Source organism: Novosphingobium sp. BL-S-32, assembly GCF_056857055.1.
Genome location: NZ_CM166477.1, coordinates 1,567,579 through 1,589,365, shown reverse-complemented (window position 1 = coordinate 1,589,365; position 21,787 = coordinate 1,567,579). Strand labels below are relative to the sequence as shown.

General features: G+C 64.0%; 20 protein-coding genes. 9 read left to right on the top strand and 11 right to left on the bottom strand.

Annotation, left to right across the window (positions count from 1 at the left end):
- Window positions 1-73 precede the first annotated feature (73 nt).
- The 3 genes from AC1VVK_RS23505 to arcC all read left to right on the top strand — a co-directional run bounded on the left by AC1VVK_RS23505 (window position 74) and on the right by arcC (window position 2,550).
- Window positions 74-967, top strand: a complete 894-nt coding sequence (locus AC1VVK_RS23505) for a LysR family transcriptional regulator (protein WP_482905585.1) — start codon at window positions 74-76, stop codon at window positions 965-967.
- Window positions 968-1,133: 166 nt separating this feature from the next.
- Window positions 1,134-1,577 (top strand): DUF2147 domain-containing protein, encoded by a 444-nt coding sequence (locus tag AC1VVK_RS23500; RefSeq protein WP_243652742.1) that lies wholly within the window; start codon window positions 1,134-1,136, stop codon window positions 1,575-1,577.
- A 34-nt stretch (window positions 1,578-1,611) separates the two neighbouring features.
- Window positions 1,612-2,550 (top strand): carbamate kinase, encoded by a 939-nt coding sequence (arcC, locus tag AC1VVK_RS23495; RefSeq protein WP_482905584.1) that lies wholly within the window; start codon window positions 1,612-1,614, stop codon window positions 2,548-2,550.
- 9 nt (window positions 2,551-2,559) lie between these two features.
- Here the strand turns inward: arcC and AC1VVK_RS23490 are convergent, their stop codons facing one another.
- Both AC1VVK_RS23490 and AC1VVK_RS23485 read right to left on the bottom strand, forming a co-directional pair.
- A complete protein-coding gene (locus tag AC1VVK_RS23490; protein ID WP_482905583.1) occupies window positions 2,560-3,237 on the bottom strand; it encodes a FadR/GntR family transcriptional regulator in 678 nt (225 codons plus the stop codon).
- Between the two features lie 12 nt (window positions 3,238-3,249).
- Window positions 3,250-4,596, bottom strand: coding sequence for a GntT/GntP/DsdX family permease (locus AC1VVK_RS23485; protein WP_482905582.1), 1,347 nt, complete (start codon window positions 4,594-4,596; stop codon window positions 3,250-3,252).
- 451 nt (window positions 4,597-5,047) lie between these two features.
- Between AC1VVK_RS23485 and dxs the strand changes: the two genes are divergently transcribed.
- The 4 genes from dxs to AC1VVK_RS23465 are packed head-to-tail and all read left to right on the top strand — an operon-like array spanning window position 5,048 to window position 10,035.
- The gene (dxs, locus tag AC1VVK_RS23480) at window positions 5,048-6,976 is read left to right on the top strand and encodes a 1-deoxy-D-xylulose-5-phosphate synthase (protein ID WP_482905581.1); all 1,929 of its coding nucleotides are present in this window, start codon (window positions 5,048-5,050) and stop codon (window positions 6,974-6,976) included.
- A complete protein-coding gene (locus AC1VVK_RS23475) occupies window positions 6,933-7,430 on the top strand; it encodes a DUF2141 domain-containing protein (protein ID WP_482905580.1) in 498 nt (165 codons plus the stop codon). The genes dxs and AC1VVK_RS23475 overlap by 44 nt, the downstream gene beginning before the upstream one ends.
- Window positions 7,427-9,205 (top strand): MMPL family transporter, encoded by a 1,779-nt coding sequence (locus AC1VVK_RS23470; protein ID WP_482905579.1) that lies wholly within the window; start codon window positions 7,427-7,429, stop codon window positions 9,203-9,205. The genes AC1VVK_RS23475 and AC1VVK_RS23470 overlap by 4 nt, the downstream gene beginning before the upstream one ends.
- Entirely contained in the window at window positions 9,202-10,035 is an 834-nt protein-coding gene (locus AC1VVK_RS23465) for a hypothetical protein (RefSeq protein ID WP_482905578.1), read from the top strand. Before AC1VVK_RS23470 ends, AC1VVK_RS23465 begins: the two co-directional genes overlap by 4 nt.
- On the opposite strand, the gene AC1VVK_RS23460 is transcribed toward AC1VVK_RS23465, so the two are convergent.
- Both AC1VVK_RS23460 and AC1VVK_RS23455 read right to left on the bottom strand, forming a co-directional pair.
- Window positions 10,032-11,039 carry an MlaA family lipoprotein gene (locus tag AC1VVK_RS23460; RefSeq protein ID WP_482905577.1) on the bottom strand — a complete coding sequence of 336 codons (1,008 nt, stop codon included), beginning with the start codon at window positions 11,037-11,039 and terminating at the stop codon, window positions 10,032-10,034. The two genes, AC1VVK_RS23465 and AC1VVK_RS23460, sit on opposite strands and share 4 nt — an antisense overlap.
- Before the next feature lie 14 nt (window positions 11,040-11,053).
- Window positions 11,054-11,653: an ABC transporter substrate-binding protein gene (locus AC1VVK_RS23455; RefSeq protein WP_482905576.1), complete on the bottom strand. Its 600-nt coding sequence runs from the start codon at window positions 11,651-11,653 to the stop codon at window positions 11,054-11,056.
- Between the two features lie 203 nt (window positions 11,654-11,856).
- Here AC1VVK_RS23455 and ispH point away from each other — a divergent pair, with 203 nt between their 5' ends.
- Together ispH and hpnH are read left to right on the top strand one after the other, a co-directional pair.
- Window positions 11,857-12,846: a 4-hydroxy-3-methylbut-2-enyl diphosphate reductase gene (gene ispH, locus AC1VVK_RS23450; protein WP_132391092.1), complete on the top strand. Its 990-nt coding sequence runs from the start codon at window positions 11,857-11,859 to the stop codon at window positions 12,844-12,846.
- A 9-nt stretch (window positions 12,847-12,855) separates the two neighbouring features.
- Entirely contained in the window at window positions 12,856-14,001 is a 1,146-nt protein-coding gene (hpnH, locus tag AC1VVK_RS23445) for an adenosyl-hopene transferase HpnH (protein WP_482905575.1), read from the top strand.
- Between the two features lie 6 nt (window positions 14,002-14,007).
- Here the strand turns inward: hpnH and AC1VVK_RS23440 are convergent, their stop codons facing one another.
- The 7 genes from AC1VVK_RS23440 to hpnA are packed head-to-tail and all read right to left on the bottom strand — an operon-like array spanning window position 14,008 to window position 21,667.
- Window positions 14,008-14,652: a phosphorylase family protein gene (locus AC1VVK_RS23440; RefSeq protein ID WP_482905574.1), complete on the bottom strand. Its 645-nt coding sequence runs from the start codon at window positions 14,650-14,652 to the stop codon at window positions 14,008-14,010.
- The gene (shc, locus tag AC1VVK_RS23435; RefSeq protein WP_482905573.1) at window positions 14,649-16,586 is read right to left on the bottom strand and encodes a squalene--hopene cyclase; all 1,938 of its coding nucleotides are present in this window, start codon (window positions 16,584-16,586) and stop codon (window positions 14,649-14,651) included. Before shc ends, AC1VVK_RS23440 begins: the two co-directional genes overlap by 4 nt.
- A gap of 9 nt (window positions 16,587-16,595) precedes the next feature.
- Window positions 16,596-17,852: a hydroxysqualene dehydroxylase HpnE gene (hpnE, locus tag AC1VVK_RS23430; RefSeq protein WP_482905572.1), complete on the bottom strand. Its 1,257-nt coding sequence runs from the start codon at window positions 17,850-17,852 to the stop codon at window positions 16,596-16,598.
- Window positions 17,849-18,676 (bottom strand): presqualene diphosphate synthase HpnD, encoded by an 828-nt coding sequence (gene hpnD / locus AC1VVK_RS23425; RefSeq protein ID WP_482905571.1) that lies wholly within the window; start codon window positions 18,674-18,676, stop codon window positions 17,849-17,851. Before hpnD ends, hpnE begins: the two co-directional genes overlap by 4 nt.
- Complete coding sequence (hpnC, locus tag AC1VVK_RS23420) at window positions 18,673-19,509, bottom strand: squalene synthase HpnC (RefSeq protein ID WP_482905570.1); 837 nt, start codon at window positions 19,507-19,509, stop codon at window positions 18,673-18,675. Before hpnC ends, hpnD begins: the two co-directional genes overlap by 4 nt.
- Window positions 19,509-20,651, bottom strand: a complete 1,143-nt coding sequence (locus tag AC1VVK_RS23415; RefSeq protein WP_482905569.1) for a glycosyltransferase — start codon at window positions 20,649-20,651, stop codon at window positions 19,509-19,511. The genes hpnC and AC1VVK_RS23415 overlap by 1 nt, the downstream gene beginning before the upstream one ends.
- A complete protein-coding gene (gene hpnA, locus AC1VVK_RS23410) occupies window positions 20,648-21,667 on the bottom strand; it encodes a hopanoid-associated sugar epimerase (protein ID WP_482905568.1) in 1,020 nt (339 codons plus the stop codon). Before hpnA ends, AC1VVK_RS23415 begins: the two co-directional genes overlap by 4 nt.
- Window positions 21,668-21,787 lie beyond the last annotated feature (120 nt).

Genomic DNA, 21,787 nt, shown 5'->3' with positions numbered 1-21,787 from the left:
ACGGAACGTAATGCATTGCCGTTGACATTATAATCGGTGAGGATCGGCGTTCACTATTCCGGTTTGGAGAATAATGGATCGCTTCGAAACTCTGACCGCGCTTGTCGCCGTGGCCGACAAGCGCGGCTTCGCAGCGGCGGCGCGTGCTTTGGACGTCTCGCCTCCGGCCGTGACGCGGGCCGTCGCGGCGCTGGAACGGCACCTTGGCGTGTCTCTGTTTCACCGCTCCACCCGGGCGGTTTCGCTGACGGACGAAGGGGCGGCCTTTCTCGACCGGGCGCGCCGGATACTGGCTGACTTGCGTGAGGCGGAGCAGGTCGTCATGGGCGGACGATCGGTGCCGCGCGGGCAACTCTATATCACCGCGCCGGTCATGTTCGGGCGGCTGCACGTGTTGCCGGCGATCGGTGCGCTTCTGGCAAAACATGACGGCTTGAGCGCGCGGATGATGCTGCTCGACCGCAATGTGCGCATCGTGGAGGAAGGGATCGACGTGGCCGTGCGGATCGGAGCGCTTGCGGACAGCGCGCTGCGCGTTGTCGCAATCGGGTCGGTGCAGCAGACGATCGTGGCGAGCCCGGCTTATCTCGCAAGTCACGGCATTCCGGCACTCCCCTCCGACCTGAAAGGCCATAGCTGTATCGTCGGCAGCGGTGTCCGGATCGGCAGCGCGTGGCCGTTCGGGGGCAAGGATGAGCCACCCGTTGAAATCGTGCCCCGCCTCACTGTCAATACGGTCGATGCTGCGATCGAGGCGGCTGAGGTCGGGCTCGGATTCGCCAATGTGCTAAGCTATCAGTCAGCCGAAGCCATTGCGGCCGGGCGACTGGTCCGGGTGCTAGCGGATCATGCGCCTGCGCCGATGCCGGTGAATTTGCTCTACGATGCCGGTCGCGCGGCGATGCCCTCGGTCCGAGCATTCATCGATGTCATGCGCGAGCGGGCGCAGCAAAGAGCGTGGAGTTAGCGAGCAGCCCGAAGTTGAGACATTCACGCAAGCTGTCATTCGGATCACGGACCAGATTTGAGTTGCGCGACCTTGCCGGCTTCGGCAGTCTGAAACTGCGGCGAACAAAGGCAAACTCCATCGGTGAGAATGCGCTCAGCGGCAACGCTGATCGAGCCTGACGGAGATGACCGAAAGGGTGCTGCGCAACGAAGGGAAGGTCCACGCCATGGGTCGTTACCTGCTTTTGGCAATCTCGTTGGTACTGGCATCGCCTGCTTGGGCAAAGTCAGACAGTCAGTCTCTGGGAGTCTGGAAGAATCCACAGAACAGCGTGCATGTCCGCGCTGAACGGTGCGGCAATCAGATGTGCGGTGTCGTCGTTTGGGCAAACGACAAGGCAAAGGCCGATGCAAAACGCGGCGGCACCAATAACCTGGTGGGCATGAACCTCTTCCGGGATTTCACGCAGGAGAAGCCCGGCGTGTGGCGTGGCCGGGTGTTCGTGCCTGACATGAATCGCACGTTCTCCGGCAGAGTCACGATGCTCGATCACAATCGGCTGGAAGGGAGAGGCTGCCTTACCGGAAATATCGGCTGCCGATCTCAGACCTGGACGCGGCTGAATTAAAGCAAGGTTGGTTGAGGCTTCGGGGCGAGGTGCGATGGGGCGCATAGTCGTGGCGCTTGGCGGCAATGCGCTGCTGAAACGCGGCGAGCCGATGACGGCTGAAAACCAGCGCCGCAATGCACGCATAGCCGCCGAAGCCTTGGCGGGACTGTGCGAGACTGAGCAAACCGTCATCACGCACGGGAATGGCCCGCAGGTTGGCCTCCTTGCCTTGCAGGAAGTGCTGAACACCGACATCGAGGACTATCCGCTCGACGTGCTCGTCAGCGAGACGATGGGGATGATCGGCTACATGATCGAGCAGGAACTGGGCAATATCCTGCCGCTCGAACATCACATCGTCACGCTGTTGACGATGATCGAGGTCGATCCCGACGATCCTGCCTTCGGCGATCCTGCCAAGTTCATCGGCAAGCTCTATACTGCGGATCAGGCGAAAGCCGCCGCCACCGCGAACGGATGGACCATGAAGGTGGACGGCGCTCACTGGCGGCGCGTCCTTCCCTCACCGAAGCCGAAGCACATCGTTCAGACTCAGGCGATCGAATGGCTGCTCGAAAAGGGGGCCACGGTGATCGCCGCCGGTGGCGGCGGCATTCCGACGATGCATAAGTCCCCTACCGATCACCGGCTGATTGGCGTTCAGGCGGTGATCGACAAGGACCTGGCATCTTGCCTGCTTGCCAAGGTGATCGGCGCCGATTGCCTTGTCATCGCGACGGACACGGATGCAGTCTATCTGGACTGGGGCAAACCCGGACAGCGCGGTATCCGGTCGATCACACCGGATGCGTTGGACAGTTATGAATTTCCGGCGGGCTCGATGGGCCCCAAAGTCGAAGCGGCGCAGGATTTCGCCCGTGCGACGGGCCAGCGCGCGGTAATTTGCGCACTCGGCGATGTTCCGGCAGCGATCCGGCGCGAAAAGGGGACTACGGTCGATATCCACGCGGGGGAAACGACGTTTCATTGATGGCGTAATCTACGGCATCAGTCGGCGGCGTCCTTCCCAGAGATGCCAACGCATCGCCAGCGCCGCGCCATCGCCATCCTGCACCCGGATGGCTTCCACGATTACCTCGTGCTCGCGCAGCATGGTGGCAATGACGTCCGGATGTCGGGAGCGCGAGATATCGAGGCCCGCGCGCATGACTTTCTCGATGCCGGACCGGAGCGCGTCAAAGGCGATCAGGAATGCGGGATTGCCCGTTGCACTGGCGATGCGGCGGTGGAGTTCCATGTCCTCGGCATGAGCCGGCGCGCCCGACAGCAGGGCGGAGCGCAGCATGTCCATGCCTTCCTCGACATAGGACATCTCCGGCGATGTGCGCCGGGTAGCGGCGAGCCGGGCGGCTTCCGCTTCCAGCACGAACCGCACCTCGAAGCTGCCCATCGTCGCGGAAAGCTCGCACATCGGCATGAACGCTGCCAGTCGTTCCGAAGGACGGTTCTTGACGAACGAGCCGGCTCCCCGCCGGGCTTCGGTGATGCCGTCCGATGCGAGCCGGACCAGCGCTTCGCGCACGATTGCCCGCGAGACGCCGAACATCTCGGCCAGTCCCGCTTCGGAGGGCAATCGCGCGCCGACTTCGAGGTTCCTCGACTTGATGATCTCGACGATGCCCGCATAGGCGTGATCGGAAAGCCGTGGCTGGTTCATGCTCCTGCTGCCCTAGAAGACGCTGCTGGCCAGAAGTACCAGCAAGAGCCCGACCACAGCGACGACGGTTTCCATGATCGACCATGTGCGGAAAGTGCCGGGCATGTCGGTGCCGAGATAGCTCTTTACCAGCCAGAAACCCGGATCGTTGACGTGCGAGAAGAACAGCGATCCGGCACCGATGGCCAGCACCATCCACTCGGGTTCGACACCCGAACTGGCGGCCAGACCTTGCATGACCCCCGCCGTGGTGATCGTGGCGACAGTGGCCGAGCCGGTCGCGAGACGGATGCAGACAGATACGCCCCAAGCAAGCAGCAGGGGAGAGATCGCGCCGTCACCAGCAAGACGAACCAGCATGTCCGACAGGCCGGCGGTCACCAGAACTTGCTTGAGCGCGCCGCCGGCGCCGATGGCAAGGAGGATGCCGCCTGCAGGGGTCATCGCTTCCAGCCAGATCGCGTCCTGGATGCGGCGCTCACCAAGGCGCCATCCAAACAGCAGCGGCAAGGCGAAGAGGTTGGCGAGCAGCAGGGCGATGACCGGATTGCTTACCCAGCCCAGCCAGGCCAATCGGGCTGCGACGGGGGGCGGGGCGATAGCGACGGCCTGCCCTGCGGCGATCAGCACGACCGGCAGCAGGACGGCAGTCAGCGCGCGGCCGACGGAGGGCGTGTCTATGTCGATCGTCTTGGGCGCGAGCAGGGGCGGGCTGAGCTTGACGCCGCGCACGGTGAAGCGAGCGAGCACGGGGCCGGCGATCACGGCGGTGGGAATGCCCACCAAAAGCCCGTAGGCGAGCGTCAGGCCGAGGTTCGCGCCGAGCGCGTTGACCGCCAGCAATGGCCCCGGATGCGGCGGCACGAGCGCATGGACCACAGAGAGACCCGCCAGCGCGGGCAGCATCAGGCGCAGCTTGGATTCGTCATCGTCGAGCCCCTTCGGAAGCGCCGCGGCGGCAGAGGCGATGATCGGCAGCAGCAGGACGAGGCCGGTTTCGAAGAACAGCGGCAGTCCGATCAGCAGCGCGGTGAAAAGGCTGGCCCATGGCGCCCCTTTGACGCCCGACACGCCCAGTGCCGCGCGTGCCAGCCCAGCCGCGCCGTTCGACAGTTGCAGCATGGCACCTAGGCCAAGCCCCAAGGCAACGACCAGTCCGGTACCGCCAAGGATCGTGCCGGCACCTTTCTCCACGGCCTTTGCGGTCTCATCCAGCGGAATTCCGGCGAGTATGCCGACCGTGAAGGCGCCGCAGAGCAGCCCGACGAAGGGGTGGAGGCGGCCGCGTACGATAAGGGCAATCGACAATGCGATGCCCGCCACGGCGGAAAGGACGAGCCTGACGTCTTCAGGGGTCATGACCGGCCCGCTTCGGATGCGTGGAACGCGGCAATCCTTCTCCTGCCGAGCGCTCGTGCCCGGCAAAATGACAGCGCCATTCCTTACCTCTCCCTCTTTTCTCATTCGGCCGGTGTCATGGTTCGACCCGGATCTGTTGGACAGGCTATAGCCGGGACATCGGCATAATCTATAGAATTTCGCCATTCCGTCAGATTTCATCAAAATCTGTCAGACCAATTATCGCTTGCCCACGGCCAACCAGCATGGGTTTGGTAAGTCTTCAGAGCACGCCTGCATACGAAGTCGCTCTTTTCGCGCCGATCCAACGCGTCCGGAGGCCCGGTTTCGCGCGGAAACCTTGTTCATTCCGCCTCAATGACATGATTCATATAGCTTCTGCCGATCAGTTGATTTAGCTCTTCGGGTATCGAGCGCTGTGCAGCCTGCTGAATTCAGGGAGCCCAAGCTTATGACGCCAAAGCCGAGCCTTCTTGATCAGGTAGTCTGGCCTGCGGATTTACGCGCATTGCAACCTGAACAGTTGCGGCAATTGGCCGATGAATTGCGGCAGGAAGTCATTTCCGCCGTGGGTGTCACCGGTGGTCATTTGGGATCCGGTCTGGGCGTCGTGGAATTGACCACCGCCATCCATTATGTGTTCGACACGCCAAGCGACAGGCTGGTGTGGGATGTCGGGCATCAATGCTACCCCCACAAGATCCTGACGGGGCGGCGTGACCGTATCCGGACCTTGCGGCAGGGCGGCGGGCTGAGCGGCTTCACCAAGCGGGATGAAAGCCCGTACGATCCGTTCGGCGCGGCGCACAGTTCCACCTCGATCAGCGCTGCGCTGGGGTTCGCGGTCGCGAAGAAGCTGAGCGGCGAGCGCGGCAAGGCGATTGCGGTCATCGGTGACGGATCGATGTCCGCAGGCATGGCCTATGAGGCGATGAACAATGCGCGTCAGGCGGGTAACCGGCTGATCGTGATCCTCAACGACAACGACATGTCGATTGCCCCGCCTGTCGGCGGATTGTCGGCCTATCTGGCGCGGCTGGCATCGAGCCGCGAATTTCTGGGCCTGCGCGATCTCGCCAAAAAGCTGGCGCGGGGGCTGCCTCGTCCGCTGCACATCGCTGCGCGCAAGACCGAATCCTTCGCGCGCGGCATGGCGATGGGGGGGACCCTGTTCGACGAATTGGGCTTCTACTATGTCGGGCCGATAGACGGTCATAATCTCGACCAGTTGATCCCGGTGCTGGAAAATGTCCGCGATGCGGCGGAGGGACCGTGCCTCGTCCATGTCGTGACGCAAAAGGGCAAAGGCTATGCGCCGGCCGAGGCGGCGGCGGACAAGTACCATGGCGTGCAGAAGTTCGATGTCGTTACAGGCACGCAGGCCAAAGCGCCGCCGGGGCCGCCCAGCTATACCAGCGTCTTTGCCCAGGCGCTGATTGCCGAGGCGACGCGTGACGAGCGCGTCTGCGCGATTACCGCCGCGATGCCTGCGGGCACCGGGCTCGACAAATTCGCGGAAGCCTTTCCCGATCGCGCTTTCGACGTGGGCATTGCCGAACAGCATGCCGTGACATTCGCCGCAGGCCTGGCCGCGCAGGGCATGCGGCCGTTTTGCGCGATCTATTCCACCTTCCTGCAACGTGCCTACGATCAGGTGGTGCACGATGTGGCGATCCAGAATCTGCCCGTACGCTTCGCGATAGACCGGGCGGGACTGGTCGGCGCGGATGGATCGACCCATGCCGGCAGTTTCGACATCACCTATCTGGCGACTTTGCCCAACATGGTGCTGATGGCGGCGGCCGACGAGGTCGAGCTGGTCCACATGGTCCATACCTGCGCTGTCCATGATGAAGGCCCCATTGCCGTGCGCTATCCGCGCGGCAATGGCGTGGGCATGGAACTGCCGAAGACGCCCGAGCGGCTGGAGATCGGCAAGGGCCGCGTGGTGCGGGACGGGCGGCAGGTCGCGATCCTGTCGCTCGGCACGAGGCTGGAAGAGGCACTGAAGGCCGCAGAGGCGCTGGAGGCCAAGGGACTGTCCACCACTGTGGCCGACTTGCGCTTTGCGAAGCCGCTGGATGAAGATCTGATCAGAAAGCTGCTGGTCACGCACGAGGTTGCCGTCACCATCGAGGAGGGCTCCATCGGCGGCCTGGGCGCACATGTGCTGACACTGGCGAGCGACCTTGGCCTGATCGATACCGGTCTGAAGATCCGCACGATGCGTCTGCCCGATATCTTCCAAAGCCAGGACAAGCCCGAGAAACAATATGCCGAGGCCGGGCTCGATGCGGGGGCCATTGTTGACATGGTCCTCGGTGCGCTTGGTCAGGATGACTCAGGATTTCAATGGCACCGTGAATCCAACATTCCCTAAGCTGAAAGTCCTTGCGTGCCTTGCGCCCTGTTTGCTGGGAGCATCACCGCCCGCCAGCGACGGTGCAGTCGTGCTTACCGTCGATGTCGGCAATGTTCGCGTCAGTAAGGGCTACGTACGTGTCGCCATTTGCCCAGAAAGCCAGTTTCTGAAGGATGATTGCCCGTTCTCGGGCGAAGCGCCTGCTCGCGTCGGTGTTACTCGCGTCCTCGTTCATTCGCTGCCGCCTGGACGCTATGCCGCACAGGCCTTTCTGGACGAAAACAGCAACGGCAAGGTGGATCGGGCGCTGTTCGGCATTCCGAAGGAAGGAGTTGGGTTTTCCAACGACGCTAAAATCGTGTTGGGCCCACCCAAATTCTCGGAGGCCGCGTTCCACTTCGATGGCGCGGCGCAGACCATACATTTCAATCTGCGTTATTTCATGGGCGCCAAAGGACCGGGCGGACAGTGACAAGCTTGCGTTTCGGGCCCGCCTCGCTCGTGATGGCGAGCGTTCGCCGCCCTTGGCTGACCCTTGTGCTGGGGCTCGTCGTCACCGCATTGGCGCTGTGGATCGCAGCCGATCGCATTGCCATGACGACGGATACGTCGGCCCTGATCTCCCCCAAGGTTAGCTGGCGGCAGCAGGAAGAGCGGATGGAATCCGCTTTTCCGCAACTGCGCGACAATATGCTCATCGTCATCGATGGTGAGACTCCGGAACTGGCCGAGGATGCCGCCGCCCGGCTCTCGGTCGCACTGGGTGCGGACAAGACGCATTTTCGCCTGGTCACGCGGCCCGATGGCGGCGAATTCTTTGCCCGTGAGGGCCTGCTGTTCGGATCCGTCGAAGATGTCCGCAGTGCGACGCGGGCGATGATCGATGCACAGCCGATGCTGGGGCCACTTGCCGCCGATCCCAGCCTGCGCGGCGTAACGGTCGCGCTTTCGACCATGCTGGACGGCGTTGACGCGGGAGAAATACCGCTCAGTCGCATCGACCGGCCGCTCCACGCACTGAGCACGGCCATCGGTGGTTCGCTGGACGGCAAGAAACCGCATTTCTCTTGGCAAAGGCTGTTTGCGGAAGACGGCAAGGGAGTGAGCCCGCCGACAAGGCGCCTGATCCTGACCCAGCCCGTCCTCGATCATGGCGCACTGATGCCCGGCGAAGCCGCGAGCGAGGCGGTGATCGCCGCCGCCGGAAAACTCTCCATCGATCACGCGCACGGCGTGCGGATCAGCCTCACCGGCGAAGTCCCGCTGGCCGATGAAGAGTTTGCCACGCTTCAGGAGAACATCGGTGTAGTCGGGGCCGTCATGTTGGGCGCGATGTTGCTGACGCTCTGGTTCGCCACCCGTTCGGTGCGGCTGGTGGCGGCGATCATGACGACCATCCTGTCCGGCCTGATTGTGACCGCTGCAATCGGATTGCTGGCGATCGGGCGCTTCAACCTGATCTCGGTGGCCTTCATCCCGCTGTTCGTCGGTCTGGGCGTCGATTTCGGGATTCAGATCTGCGTGCGTTTCAATGCGGACCGGGCAGCTGGGGCCGAACCCAAAGAGGCTTTGCGACTGGCGGCAATGGCGCTGGGCGCGCCGCTGCTGCTGGCGGCCGGGGCTATTTTCCTCGGCTTCGGGGCGTTCCTGCCCACGGCCTATATCGGCATTGCCGAACTCGGCGTGATCGCCGGGCTGGGCATGATCGTGGCGCTGCTGTTCAGTCTGACGCTGCTGCCCGCGCTGATAATACTGCTGCGCCCCGGCGCGCCCCGCAGCGATGTCGGCTTCAAGGCTCTCGCCCCCGTAGACAGCTTTCTGGAACGCAAGCGCCGCACCGTTCTTTGGGCTTTCGGCGCGGCGATGGCCGTGGGGATCGCGCTGCTGCCTTGGGCGGTGTTTGATTTCAATCCGCTGGACTTGCGCGACCCGAATGCGCCCGCGATGCGCGCGCTCAAGGACCTGACGCGCGATCCTGACCGCACGCCCAATGTGATCGACGTACTTGCCGCCAATCCGGCCGAGGCGCGTCAATTGTCGCAGCGCCTGTCGGCATTGCCCGAAGTCGCGCAGGTCGTTTCGCTCGACAGTTTCGTTCCGGAGCAACAGGATGAGAAGCTGGCGCTGATTCAGGATGCGTCGCTGCTGCTCGACCTGACGATCAACCCGTTCGACATCGCTCCCCCCCCACCGACTCCGAATTGCAGCAGGCCATTGCGAGCACGGAAGCGAAGCTGCGAGGCGTGATCGCCGCGCACCCCGGCCCCGAAGGGAACGAGGCGAGCCGCCTGGCAACGTCGCTAAACCGGCTGGGCTCGGCTTCGGAAGCCCAGCGGGCCGCCGTTAACGACATGCTGTCCCGTCCGCTGGGTGTCATGCTCGATCAGATCAGGCAGGCACTGCAAGCCGGGCCAATCACGCGCGAGACTCTGCCGCCCGATCTGGTCCGCGATTGGGTCATGCCAACTGGTCTGGCCCGCTTGCAGGTGTTCCCGAGCGGCAATGCCAACGACAATGCCGTGATCCGCCAGTTCCGCAATGCCGTGGCCACGGTCACGCCTGCTATTTCCGGGTTGCCGGTGGCGACACAGGCTGCGGCCGGGACTGTTGCAGGTGCTTTCGTGCAGGCCGGCGTTTTGGCCTTCCTGCTGGTCAGCGTCCTGCTGTTCCTTGTGCTGCGCGATGTGAAGGAGGTGGCGTTCACACTCGCGCCCGTCGTCCTTTCCATCTTCCTGACGCTGGGGAGCTGCGTGCTGATCGGCCAGCCGATCAACTTTGCCAACATCATTGCCTTTCCCCTGCTGTTCGGCGTGGGCGTGGCATTCCATATCTATTTCGTGATGGCTTGGCGCGGCGGCGCGACCGGTTTGCTGCAATCGAGTCTGGCGCGTGCGGTCATGTTCAGCGCGCTTGCCACGGGCACTGCCTTCGGCAGCCTGTGGCTCTCCCATCATCCCGGAACCGCCAGCATGGGGAAGATCCTGATGATCTCGCTGATCTGGACGCTGATCTGTGCGCTGATCTTCGAACCCGCGCTGCTGGGGCCGCCGCGCAAGAAAGCGCAGAGCGGGCTCTAATTTCGCGCGGGATCGAGTAGCGGGTCGTGCAATTCCGGCGCATCGGACGGCGCGGGCCGTGCGGTGGCGCCCGCCGGATCGTCAAGCGGATCGCCCAGTTCTGCGGGGGCGTTGCCTGCCTTCGGCTTGTGCTTGCCGCGGATCTCCTCGATCTCGGCGGCACGATTTTGGAGATAGACGGACCGCAGTGTCGCGTAAGGGTCGATCGCGTCCGCTAGCAGGGTGCGCAGTTCCGGATCGGCCTCGGCGCGTATCTCCAAACCGTCCGCCACGCCGGTTGAAAGCTGATATTGCCAGGTCGAGAATGGCTTGCCGATTGCCAGCGGCAACAGGCTGTCATCGGCCGCGTTGCTCAGCGCATCGCGAAGCGTCGTCGGGCCCATGAACGGTATGAACAGATAAGGCCCGGATTTGACACCGTAAATCGCCAGCGTCGTGCCGAAGCCGTTCGGCCTGTACGGCAGATTGAAGTCCTTCGTTTTCGCCACATCGAACAGTCCGCCGATCCCTAGCGTCGTATTGATCGTGAAGCGGGCGAGGGTTTCCATCGCCTTGCCCGGTTTCGCCTGCAACAGGAAATTCACGAAAACAAAGGGTTCGGTCAGGTTGCTGATGAGGTTATGTATTCCCGAGCGGACGGGCTTGGGCACGATATGCTCGTACCCCATTGCGGCCGGCCGCCATATCGCCTTGTCCATTGCCTCGTAAATGCCGAACATCGTTCGGTTAAAGCCTTCGAGCGGATCTCTTTCGGCCCGGATTTCATCCGCTTCGATGACGTCAGCGGGTTCCGTTGCCACTTCCTCCGCCGGATCGGGAAGGGCGTCGGTGACCGGAGCCGGATCAGCAGCCGCAGCGTCGGCCGGTATGGCCTCCGGCGCGGGCGGGGGAACCGTAACCGGCGTGTCGTCGGGCGGCGGCGAATCGGCTGGCTGCTCGACTTGAGCCACCGCATCATAGGGCAGGGAAAGATCAGCCGATGCCGCCAGCAGCGCCACCGGCATGATTAGCGGCGTGATCAAAATTTCTCGCCCTTTGCCGCTATGGCATCCATGTGGGCAACCAGCGAAGCCGCTCCGCCCTTTTGCAACACCGACGCGAAATCGGAACGGCGTGTCGCGATCTGGCTGATCGCATTGCGATAGAACACGTCGATGATCTTCCAGTCGTTCCCGCTCTGGCGCAGGCGATAGCTGATGGCGACGGGCGCCTGTTTGGGCACATTCAGCGTCGTACGCACCAGCTTGTCACCGCCACGCTGCTGCACTTGCGGGTCCATGGTGAAGCTTTCGCCCGACCAACTGTCGAAATTGCGGGCATATTGGGAAATGGTCATGCGCCGGAAACTGCGCGTCAATGCCTGTTGGTCGGCGGCATTCAGCGATGTCCATGTCGGCCCGACGGCCAGCCGCGTCATCAGCGGCAGGTCGAACGTCCGGTCCAGAGTGGGACCAAGCGTGGCCGTTCGCGTCTGCACGGTGCCGCCCGCCTTCATCACCCGGATCAGATCGTCGTTCAGCTGCTGAACGGTGGCTCGCGCCGGATCGACGGCCTGCGCGCTGGCAACGGAAGGGGTAAGCGACAACAATAGGCCAAGCGTTAATATTGGATGGCGCATGCATTAACTCCATCAATGGCAGCTCGCTATCCCCTCTGCGGGGACCGTGGTGCACCATCATCTGTCTACATGGCAAGAACCAGCTGCATTCCCGTCTCACTTCTTTACTTTTAAATACAATGCCGCTGCCTCTTTCCTCGGCGACGTTTAACCAGTATCAGAGGGGCGATGCCAAGCCCGTCAGGGCCAATCCCATAAGGGAGATGTCGGTGGTAGCGGATAGTCCGAATTCCAACGTAGGCGAACCGTTGCAGATAGTGCTCGCCAACCCCCGCGGCTTTTGCGCGGGTGTTACACGGGCCATCGAAATCGTCGAACGCGCGCTCGAACGCTATGGCGCGCCGGTCTATGTCCGGCACGAGATCGTCCACAACAAACATGTTGTCGATCAATTGCGGAGCAAGGGCGCGGTTTTCGTGGACGAACTGTCCGAAATCCCGTCCGGTGCGATGACGATCTTCAGCGCGCACGGCGTTGCCCGCACGGTCGAGGACGAGGCGCGGGAACGCAACTTGCCAACCATCGACGCCACGTGCCCGCTGGTGACCAAGGTCCATTTCCAGGGTCGCCGTTACGCCAAGGCCGGGCGAACGCTGGTCCTGATCGGCCACCCCGGCCATGCCGAAGTGATTGGCACGATGGGCCAGATCGAGGCGCCGATTCACCTCGTCTCCACGCCCGAAGATGTCATGGCGCTGCCGCTGGGCGAGGATGTTCCTCTGGCTTACGTCACACAGACCACGCTCAGCATCGACGATACGCGCAGCGTGATTGCCGCGCTGCATGAACGCTTCGTCGATGTGGCCGGGCCCGAGGTCAGCGATATCTGCTATGCCACGCAAAACCGCCAGACGGCGGTGCGCGAACTGGCCTCGATCAGCGACCTGCTGCTGGTTGTCGGCGCACGCAATAGCTCCAATTCGATGCGGTTGCGGGAGATCGGCACGGAAATGGGCGTGGAAAGCCACCTTATCGACGATGGCAGCGCCATCGATCCGCAATGGCTGGATAATGTGCGGACGGTGGGCATTACCGCTGGCGCATCCGCGCCCGACGAACTGATCGACAGTGTGATCACTGCTCTCAGCGCGCTTCGCCCGGTTGCGGTTTCCGAACTGGAGGGGGTGAAGGAAACCATCCAGTTCCGCCTGCCCCCTGCGCTGCGCTACCCGGCCGCCCCGGCCGCGGAATAGGAGACTTTCATGGGCCTGCCCTTGTCTCAGGTGGCGCGCATCGGCGCCTATACGCTCAGCCGGCACATCCGGGGCGGGAAATATCCGCTGGTGCTGATGCTGGAACCGCTGCTTCGCTGCAACCTCGCCTGCCCCGGTTGCGGCAAGATCGACTATCCCGACGCCATTCTCAATCAGCGCCTCAGCTACGATCAGTGCATGGAGGCGATCGAGGAATGCGGCGCGCCTGCAGTGTCCATCGCGGGCGGCGAACCGCTGCTCCATCGGGACATGCCGCGTATTGTGGAAGGCTTCATTGCACGCAAGAAGCTGGTGATCCTGTGCACCAACGCCCTGTTGCTCAAGAAGAAGATCGACGATTATCGGCCTTCGCCGTTCTTCACATGGTCGATCCATCTCGACGGCGACAGGCAGATGCACGACGAAGCCGTCGATCTGGACGGCACTTACGACGTTGCGATTGAGGCCATTCATCTCGCGAAATCCAAGGGATTTCGCGTGCAGGTGAACTGCACGGTGTTCGAAGGCGCGGATCCCGCGCGGCTCGCGGCCTTTTTCGACCAGATGGAGACCCTTGGCGTCGAAATCACCGTTTCGCCTGGCTATGCCTATGAACGAGCGGCGGATCAGGAACACTTCCTCAACCGCGAACGCACCAAAAAGTTCTTCCGCAATGTCTTCAGCCGGGGGCAGGGCGGGAAGGCCTGGACTTTCACCAACTCGCCGCTGTTCCTCGATTTTCTGGCGGGTAACCAGACGTACGAATGCACGCCCTGGTCGATGCCGCTGCGCACGGTCTTCGGTTGGCAAAAGCCCTGCTATCTGGTGGGCGAAGGCTATGTCGGCAGCTTCCGGGAGCTGATGGAAGGCACCGATTGGGAGCAATATGGCGTCGGCAAGTACGAGAAATGCGCCAATTGCATGACCCATTGCGGTTTTGAAGGAACCGCCGCCACCGATGCGATCCGCCATCCGCTCAAGATGCTGTCGCTTGCGCGCAAGGGTGTCCGCACGGAGGGGGAGATGGCGCCCGATATCGACCTTTCGCACCAGAGGCCGGCGGAACAGGTCTATTCGTCCCACCTCGAACGGGAACTGGCGAAGATCAACGCCGCCGATCCCACTGCGGCGAAACACGTCGCGGGCAGGGGCTGAGTCGCCTTACGCCAGATCGAGACGATCGAACCCCGCACGGATAAGCGTGTCAAAAGCGTCCGACAGGCGGCGTAGCGCCTGATCGGTCTGCCGCCCGGTATGAAGAAGCGCCGGTAGCTGGCCGGGGCGTCGCGCAAGCGAACTCAGCACCGCACCCAGCGCCAGACCGCCATCGGGACGCATCCCGACTAACGCTGCGGGCGGCAGGTCATCCTCGGCACAATCGGCAACCACGCGGATCGCCGCGAAGGGCAGTTGCCTGCGCATAGCGACCCTTCGGGCGATATGGCTTTCCATGTCGGCAGCAATGGCGCCGCTTTGCCGGGCCAGATCCCGCTTATCGGCTGCGGTCGCCACAATCGTGTCGCTGCCGCAGATCGCGCCGGTAATCGCGTGGGGCAAGTCTTGCCGCAAGCGATCGACCAGCGTGCTGTCCCCATCGACGATCAGATCGCCCGACCGCAATGCCCGAGACAGCGCGCCCGCAATGCCGCAGGAGAGGACGATGCCGGGATGGGTTTCGGCAAGATTGTCCAGTTCCCGCTCCAATCGCACCGAGTCGCCCCCGCCTGCCACCACGAACACATTGCGGCCGGGCCGGTCGAAAAGGCGCGCCTCACGCTTCAGTCCGCAGGCGATCAGCAGCGTCACATTCCGGCCGTGACGCGGCGCGCGTTGGAGCGCTTGAGATTGCGGTAGCGGGCCATCGCCCAGAGCGGGAAATACTTGGGATAGCCGTGATAGCGGAGGTAGAACACGCGCGGAAAGCCGCCGCCGGTATAGTGTTCCTGCCCCCAGAGGCCGTCCGCATCCTGATTGTCCATCAGCCATGCCGCCCCGCGTTCGACAGCGTCGCTGTCCACGTCGCCTGCGGCCATCAGACCCAGCATGGCCCAGGCCGTTTGCGAGGCGGTGGACGGAGCCGGGACGTGCCCCTTGCGGTCCAGCGCATAGCTGTCGCAACTCTCTCCCCAACCGCCGTCCGCGTTCTGGATCCGTTTGAGCCAACGCGCCGCCCCGTCCACCGCTGGATCGGCGGCGTTTAGCCCTGCCGCATTCAGGGCGCAGAGCACCGACCATGTGCCGTAGATATGATTGACGCCCCAGCGGCCGAACCAGCCGCCCTCCGGTTCCTGTTCCCGGCGCAGATAGTCCAGCGCGGCGGCCATGCGCGGGCTGTCCAATGGCTCGCCCAACTGTGCCAGCATCGATACGCAGCGCGCCGATACGTCGGCGGTCGGCGGGTCGAGCAGCGCGCCGTGGTCGGCAAAGGGCAGGTTGTTGAGATAGTCGTAAGCGTTGTCGGCGTCGAAAGCGCCCCAGCCGCCGTTTTTCGACTGAAGTCCAACCGTCCATTCGACGCCCCGGTCGATCGGCATGCGATCCGCGACTTGTGCGCGGTCCATGGCCATGACCACGACGGCCGTGTCATCCAGATCGGGGTAGTGGTCATTATTGTACTGGAAAGCCCAGCCGCCGGGACGCACGCCGGGACGTTCTTCCGCCCAGTCACCGGCGACATCAAGTATCTGGCGTGGTTTCAGCCAGTCGAGCGCGGCTTCCGCCCGCGCCGCGTTCGCGTCCCCGCCCGCCTCCATCATCGCATGGCAGGCAAGGGCGGTGTCCCACACCGGAGAGACACAGGGCTGGCAATAGGCCTCCTCCTCACCGATCACGAGCAAGTTTTCTACGGACTTGCGGGCGATAGCGCGATGCGGGTGATCTTCAGCGTAGCCCAGCAGATCGAACATCATCACGCTGTTGGCCATAGCCGGATAGATGGCGCCCAGACCATCCTCGCCATTGAGGCGCTCGCTCACCCATGCAACGCAGGTGTCGATGGCGCGCTGCCGTAGCTTTCGCGGCCAGAGTCCATCGCCCAGCTTCAGCAATCGGTCCAGCGTATTGAAGCCCGTCGTCCAGAGCCATTTGGGATCGGCGGCCTGCGTCTGCCGCGAGGCGGCCTTGCCGGTGTAGAGTTCGTCGACCTTGATGCCCTTGGCATTCCGCGCGGCCGGCTTTCGCGTGCAGAGCACCAGTAGCGGGACGACCACCGTCCGTGCCCAATAGGACATCTTGGACAAGTGGATCGGAAACCAGCGCGGCAGCAGGATCAGTTCGGGCGGCAGCGTCGGCACTGCGGACCACGGCCCGGCGTCGAACAGCGCGAGCTGGATGCGGGTGAAGACATTGGCCGCTTCCGCCCCGCCCGCCGCCAGTATCGCAGCACGGGCGCGGGCCATGTGCGGGGCGTCTACATCGTCCCCGATCATCTTGAGCGCATAATAGGCCTTGATGCTGGCGCTGACGTCGAAGGGGCCGGCATGGAACAGGCCCCAACCATGATCATCGCCGGACTGGATGCGGCGCAGATAGCGCGCGATCTTCGCTTCCAGCAGGTTATCGACGGGCTCGCCCAGATAATGACGCAGCAGCACGTATTCGGCCGGAATCGTGCAGTCCGCCTCCAGTTCGAACACCCAATGCCCGTCCGGCCTCTGCGCTTTGGCGAGGGCAGCCGCGGCGCGATCGACCGCCGCATCGATATCGACCAGCGACGGATGGGATGCGGAAAGCGTCGCCATGGAGGTCTCCTATGCTCCGACCCGTTCGATGACCATCCGCGCCGCCGTTTCGCCGGAGCGGATGGCGCCTTCTATCGTGGCGGGCAGCCTGGTCTGCGTCCAGTCACCTGCGAGGAACAGGTTGCGTAAGGCCGTTCGGGCGCCGGGACGGCGGGCATCCTGCTCAGGCGTGGCGGAAAAGGTCGCGCGCTTTTCCTTCACGATCTGCCAGCGCGGCATTGGCGCTGAAAAGCGATAGGCAGACTGGATCTCGTCCCAGAACCGCCGGGCCAAGGCGTCGCGCTCCATGTCCACCAGACCGTCGGCGGCCGAAACCGTGACGGAAATGCGATCCGGAAAGGCAAAGAGCCACTGCGCCGTGCCGCCCAACACGCCGAGCATCGGCGGAGCGTCGGCTGGCGGTGCCATGGCGAAATGTGCGTTGACGATAGCGTGGAAGGCGTCGGGCACGGTCAGTCCCGGCAGGAGTGTCGCCGCGACGGTGGGCGGCACGGCAAGCACTATCGCTTCATACTCTTGCACGGCTTCCGGGCCTTGCCCCCAGTCCAGCGTCGCGACCCGGTCACCGTCCACCGCGATACCCCTGAGACGGCGACCCAGCGTCACCGACGCGCCTTGCGAAGCGAGCCAGCCCAGCGCCGGATCGATGAAAGCGGCGGCCAGACTGGGATGGGCAATGTGCGGCAGGCTCGCTCGTCCGCCTCGCAGCAGCGATTCCCGCATGACGGCGGCCGTCAGCTTTGCCGATCCCTTCGCGGCAGGCGTATTGAGAATGGCCAGCAGTACCGGATCGAGCAATCGGGACCACAGCGTGCCGGTGGCGTGGATCCGGTCGCTGACGGTTTCTTCACCCCGCCTGGAAAGCAGTTTGCCGAGAGCGAGATAGTCCTTCAATTCGGTACCCGGCACGCGTCGGTTGCGGGAGAGAACCCACCACGGCACGGCACCGTCATTGATGCGAACCGTCCAGCGTTCGTCACGGGTGAGGTCCACGAAGGGAAAATCCGCATGATCGGGCCCGGACAGTGGCTCGTTGGCGCCCACCCTTTCTCGAAAGCGGCGCACTGCATCGTTTCCGGCCAGCACCAGATGATTGCCGTTGTCGATCGTCAGGCCGATCTGCGGATCGTGATAGGAGCGGCAGCGACCCCCGGCCTGCGCAGCGGCTTCGATCACGCGCACGGTCACGCCCGCTTCGGTCAGCCGAACGGCGGCGGAAAGGCCCGCGAGACCGGCCCCAACAACAATCGCCCGCCCAGCCTTCACCCCGTCACCAACAGCCGCGCCACGGTCAGGATCAGTCGGACCTTGTTGGTGCGCACGCGTGTTCGCGGCGGCGCCCAGCCCGCCATAAGCATCTGCCTGAGCAGCCGTGCATAGGCGCTCTCCATTAGTCGGGGCGCAAGCAGCAGGCCGCGCGGCCGAGAGGCGAGCAGCCGCCCCGCCTCGTCGAAATGCCGCTGGGCATGGGCCGCCAGCCAGCGGCCGGCCGGATCCATGCGCGGATCGGCTGCGACCTGTTGCGGTGAGGTCGGCACGATCCCCGCTGCCGCCAGCGCCTCGGCCGGAATATAGACGCGGCCGATGGCGGCATCCTCGTCTATGTCGCGCAGGATATTGGTCAGCTGTAAGGCCCTTCCAAGGTGGTGAGCCAAGGCGAGGCCCGGTTCCCGCTCCATGCCGAAAATGCGCACGGACAGCCGCCCCACGGCGGAGGCGACGCGGTCGCAATAGAGATCCAGCTCCGCTTCGCTTGGCCAGCAAATGTCGCGCTCCACGTCCATCGCCATGCCGTCGATCACCGCTTCGAAGTCGCGGCGATCAAGGTCGAAGCGCTTCACGCCAGAGGCCAGGAAATTGGCCTGCCCGGCATCGCGCCCGGCATAGAGCGCGTCGATATCGCGGCGCCACTGATCCAGCTGGCGTGCTCGCGAAACGCGGTCGCCGTGCTGGTCGTCGGCAATGTCGTCGACGATACGGCAGAAGTCGTAGACTGCAAAAATGGCGCTCCGTTCGACTTTGGGCAGCACGCGCATGCCCGCGTAGAAGGAACTGCGCGAGGCGCTGCTTGCCATGGCCGCCTCGCTCATGCGGGCCGCCGCAGCAGAGCGGGAAGGGCGGCCCCGGCGGCCAGGAACAGCGCTTCCACTTTACCGTGATGCACGCGCTCGCTCAGCGGATCGCGGGCTTCCAGCCGGTATGTCAGGCTGCGGGCGAGCCGGTGGATCACCGCCACTTCTGCTGTCAGTCGCCGGTCGCGGACGTGCGCTGCAAAGTCCGCCGATTGATCGAGCAAGCCGCGCGTCCTGCGGGCCAGATCGGCGATGATGGCGCGCAGGCTTTGACCGGCCTTGTTCGCGCCCAGTTCAGCCACGTCCAGTCCAGTGTCGAGCGGAATATAGACTCGGTTGAGCATACGATAATCCTTGCCGCAGTCCTGAAGGTGGTTGACGATCTGCAATGCCGCGCACAGCGCATCGTTCTTGGGCCAGAGCTGCCTGTCCTCGCCATGCACGTCGAGCACGAACCGCCCGACCGGCATTGCCGAATAGCGGCAATAGCCGATCAGATCGTCCCAATCGGCATAGCGCGTTACACTGACGTCGCGGACGAAGGCATCCAGCAGGTCGTGCGCGTGGATCGGATTGAGTCTCCGCGCTGCCATGGCCTCGCGCAATGCCATGGCTTCCGGTGCGCCGTCGCCGTCCAGCCCGGTGCGCATGCGGGCGAGCAGGGCCAGCTTTTCCTCCGGCGCGGCGGAAGGGTGGTCTGCGATGTCGTCCGCAGCCCGGGCGAAGCGGTAGAAGGCCATGATCGGCGGGCGATACTCCGCCTTGACCAGTAGGCTGGCGACGGGGAAATTTTCGCCGCGATGGTCCTTGCCGGACGACAACGTGCCCGATGCCTGAATGGCCGCATCCATCAGCTTTTCGCTCCAGCTTGCGCCCGGCCCTTCCACATGCCTCCCCGCCCACGTGCATGTTGCCAGGCCGAGAGCAAGGTGCATCCCGCATAGAAGGCGGCGATTGCTGGCAAGGCGAGTCCCAAAAGCGGGCTGCGACGATAGAAGCGCAGCACCGGCTGAAAAGACAAGGCCATGGCCATCCACGCTGCCAGTCCCAGCCAGTCCGCCAGCCCGTGCCCGAACAGGGTGAGCAGGGGCGGTACGCCGTATACCAGCAGCAATCCCGCCAGCGTAGCGCCCAGCAGCCACGGCGAATAGCGCAGCTGGGCATAGGCCGAGCGCGAGATCATCGCGGCGACCGAAGCAAAATCCTCATAGGGGCGGATGCTGACGGAATGGTCGGTCAGGCCCAGCCAGACCGGCCCTTGCCGTTTGAGCAGCGTGCCCAGCGTGCAATCGTCGATCAGCGCGCCCCGGATCGCGCCGATGCCGCCCGCCTGCTCCAACGCCGTGCGCCGCACGAGCATGCAGCCGCCCGCCGCCGCGCCCAGCTTTCCCGGCCGGTTCACCTGACCGAACGGATAGAGCATCTGAAAAAAGAACACGAAGGCAGGCACCAGCATCCGTTCGGCAAAGGTCTCGCAGCGCAGCCGGGCCATCAGGCTGACCAATGACAGGCGATTCGCCTCGCCCCGCGTCACCAGCGTGCGCAAGGTGTCCGGTGCATGGGCAATGTCTGCATCGGTGAGCCAGAGCCAGACAGGCGCGGTTCCAGCCTTTTCGATGCCCTGCTGCAAGGCCCAGAGCTTGCCGGTCCACCCCTGCGCCAGCGGTTTGCCGGTCAGCACCTCGACCCGATCCGATCCCAGTGCGCGGGCCACGGCGCCGGTTCCGTCACTGCTGGAATCGTCGACCAGCAGGATGCGGAAACGCCCGGGATAGTCCTGCGCGATGAGGCTGCGGAGGGAGCGGGCAATGACATCTGCCTCGTCGCGGGCGGGCACAACTGCCGTCACGTCGGGCCACTGCGAGGGTGGAGGCGGCAAGTGCCTGTCGTCCCGCTCCCGCGTCATCCAGAAGCCATCACGGCCCAGCAGCAGGCCCAGCCATATCGCCAGCACAGCGATGCCCAGACCTGTTGCCGGATCGGGGGCGATCATCGGATCATCTCCGCCTGCCGGAACCAGTCCATGGCGTCGCCGATCGCCTGCTGCCAAGGCCGCGCGGAATAGCCCAACTCGCGCTCGGCCTTGGCCGAGCTGAAGAACATCCGGTGCCGTCCCATGCGCAGCGAATCCATCGTGAGGAACGGTTCGCTGCCGCCGGACAGCCGCGCGACGCACTCGTTAGCCCAGGCCAGCGGCATCAGCGGTGCGCGCGGCAGACGCACCCGGGGCGGCTTTCGTCCGAGACGGATCGCGATTTCGGCCAGAATGTCGCCCAGCATCACGTCCTGCCCGCCAAGGATATAGCGTTCGCCGATCTTGCCTTTCTCAAGCGCGAGAACATGCCCTTCGGCCACATCGTCGACATGGGCAAGGTTGAGGCCGGAATCGATATAGGCAGGCATCCTCCCCAGCGCGGCTTCGACGATGATCCTGCCGGTAGGCGTGGGACGGACATCGCGCGGGCCGATGGGGGTCGATGGCTGGACGATCACGGCGGGGAGGCCCTGTTCGGCCACCATCCGTTCCACCAGCCGCTCGGCCACCACTTTGCTGCGCTTGTAGGCGCCGATCGCTTCGGAGGGGGCTGCCACGGCCCATTCGTCCACCGCACCGCTGTCCGAAGGTTTGAGCGTGGCGACGCTGCTGGTGTAGACGATCCGAGGCACCGCGGCCTTCAGCGCCGCCTGCATGACGCTTTGCGTGCCGGACAGATTGTTGCGAACGATCTGCTCTGGATCGGGCGCCCAAAGCCGGTAGTCTGCCGCGACGTGGAACAGCGTGTCGACGCCCTGCATCGCGCGCTCCATGGCCGCAGCGTCGCGCAGATCGCCTTCGACCAGTTCACCGGGAAAGCCTGCGAGGTTCACGCGGGAACTCTGGGCACGGGCAAGGCCGCGCAGCCGGAATCCACGGCTGGAGAGCGCCCGGGCCACTGCCGAGCCAACGAAGCCTGAAACGCCGGTAACGAGGGTCAATCGATTGGATTCAGACATTTTCCGGCCGAACATCCGAATGGTTGCCGACAGACTATGCTATTCCTATTCCCGTGAAGCGAACTGGCAAGTATCTTCTTTGAGTTTCCGAATGTTTTCATCATGCCGTGCTCGGCTGGCGAAGGAAGCGAATGA

Excerpts from the sequence above, each read along its gene's own strand:
- AC1VVK_RS23490 (WP_482905583.1), bottom strand. The coding sequence starts at position 3,237 with ATGAACCAGCCACGGCTTTCCGATCACGCCTATGCGGGCATCGTCGAG.
- hpnD (WP_482905571.1), bottom strand. The coding sequence starts at position 18,676 with ATGAGCGAGGCGGCCATGGCAAGCAGCGCCTCGCGCAGTTCCTTCTAC.
- hpnH (WP_482905575.1), top strand. The coding sequence starts at position 12,856 with ATGGGCCTGCCCTTGTCTCAGGTGGCGCGCATCGGCGCCTATACGCTC.
- AC1VVK_RS23500 (WP_243652742.1), top strand. The coding sequence starts at position 1,134 with ATGACCGAAAGGGTGCTGCGCAACGAAGGGAAGGTCCACGCCATGGGT.
- hpnA (WP_482905568.1), bottom strand. The coding sequence starts at position 21,667 with ATGTTCGGCCGGAAAATGTCTGAATCCAATCGATTGACCCTCGTTACC.
- AC1VVK_RS23455 (WP_482905576.1), bottom strand. The coding sequence starts at position 11,653 with ATGCGCCATCCAATATTAACGCTTGGCCTATTGTTGTCGCTTACCCCT.
- shc (WP_482905573.1), bottom strand. The coding sequence starts at position 16,586 with ATGGCGACGCTTTCCGCATCCCATCCGTCGCTGGTCGATATCGATGCG.
- arcC (WP_482905584.1), top strand. The coding sequence starts at position 1,612 with ATGGGGCGCATAGTCGTGGCGCTTGGCGGCAATGCGCTGCTGAAACGC.
- AC1VVK_RS23475 (WP_482905580.1), top strand. The coding sequence starts at position 6,933 with ATGACTCAGGATTTCAATGGCACCGTGAATCCAACATTCCCTAAGCTG.
- AC1VVK_RS23505 (WP_482905585.1), top strand. The coding sequence starts at position 74 with ATGGATCGCTTCGAAACTCTGACCGCGCTTGTCGCCGTGGCCGACAAG.
- ispH (WP_132391092.1), top strand. The coding sequence starts at position 11,857 with ATGTCGGTGGTAGCGGATAGTCCGAATTCCAACGTAGGCGAACCGTTG.
- dxs (WP_482905581.1), top strand. The coding sequence starts at position 5,048 with ATGACGCCAAAGCCGAGCCTTCTTGATCAGGTAGTCTGGCCTGCGGAT.
- hpnC (WP_482905570.1), bottom strand. The coding sequence starts at position 19,509 with ATGGATGCGGCCATTCAGGCATCGGGCACGTTGTCGTCCGGCAAGGAC.
- AC1VVK_RS23485 (WP_482905582.1), bottom strand. The coding sequence starts at position 4,596 with ATGACCCCTGAAGACGTCAGGCTCGTCCTTTCCGCCGTGGCGGGCATC.
- AC1VVK_RS23460 (WP_482905577.1), bottom strand. The coding sequence starts at position 11,039 with ATGCCGGTGGCGCTGCTGGCGGCATCGGCTGATCTTTCCCTGCCCTAT.
- AC1VVK_RS23415 (WP_482905569.1), bottom strand. The coding sequence starts at position 20,651 with ATGATCGCCCCCGATCCGGCAACAGGTCTGGGCATCGCTGTGCTGGCG.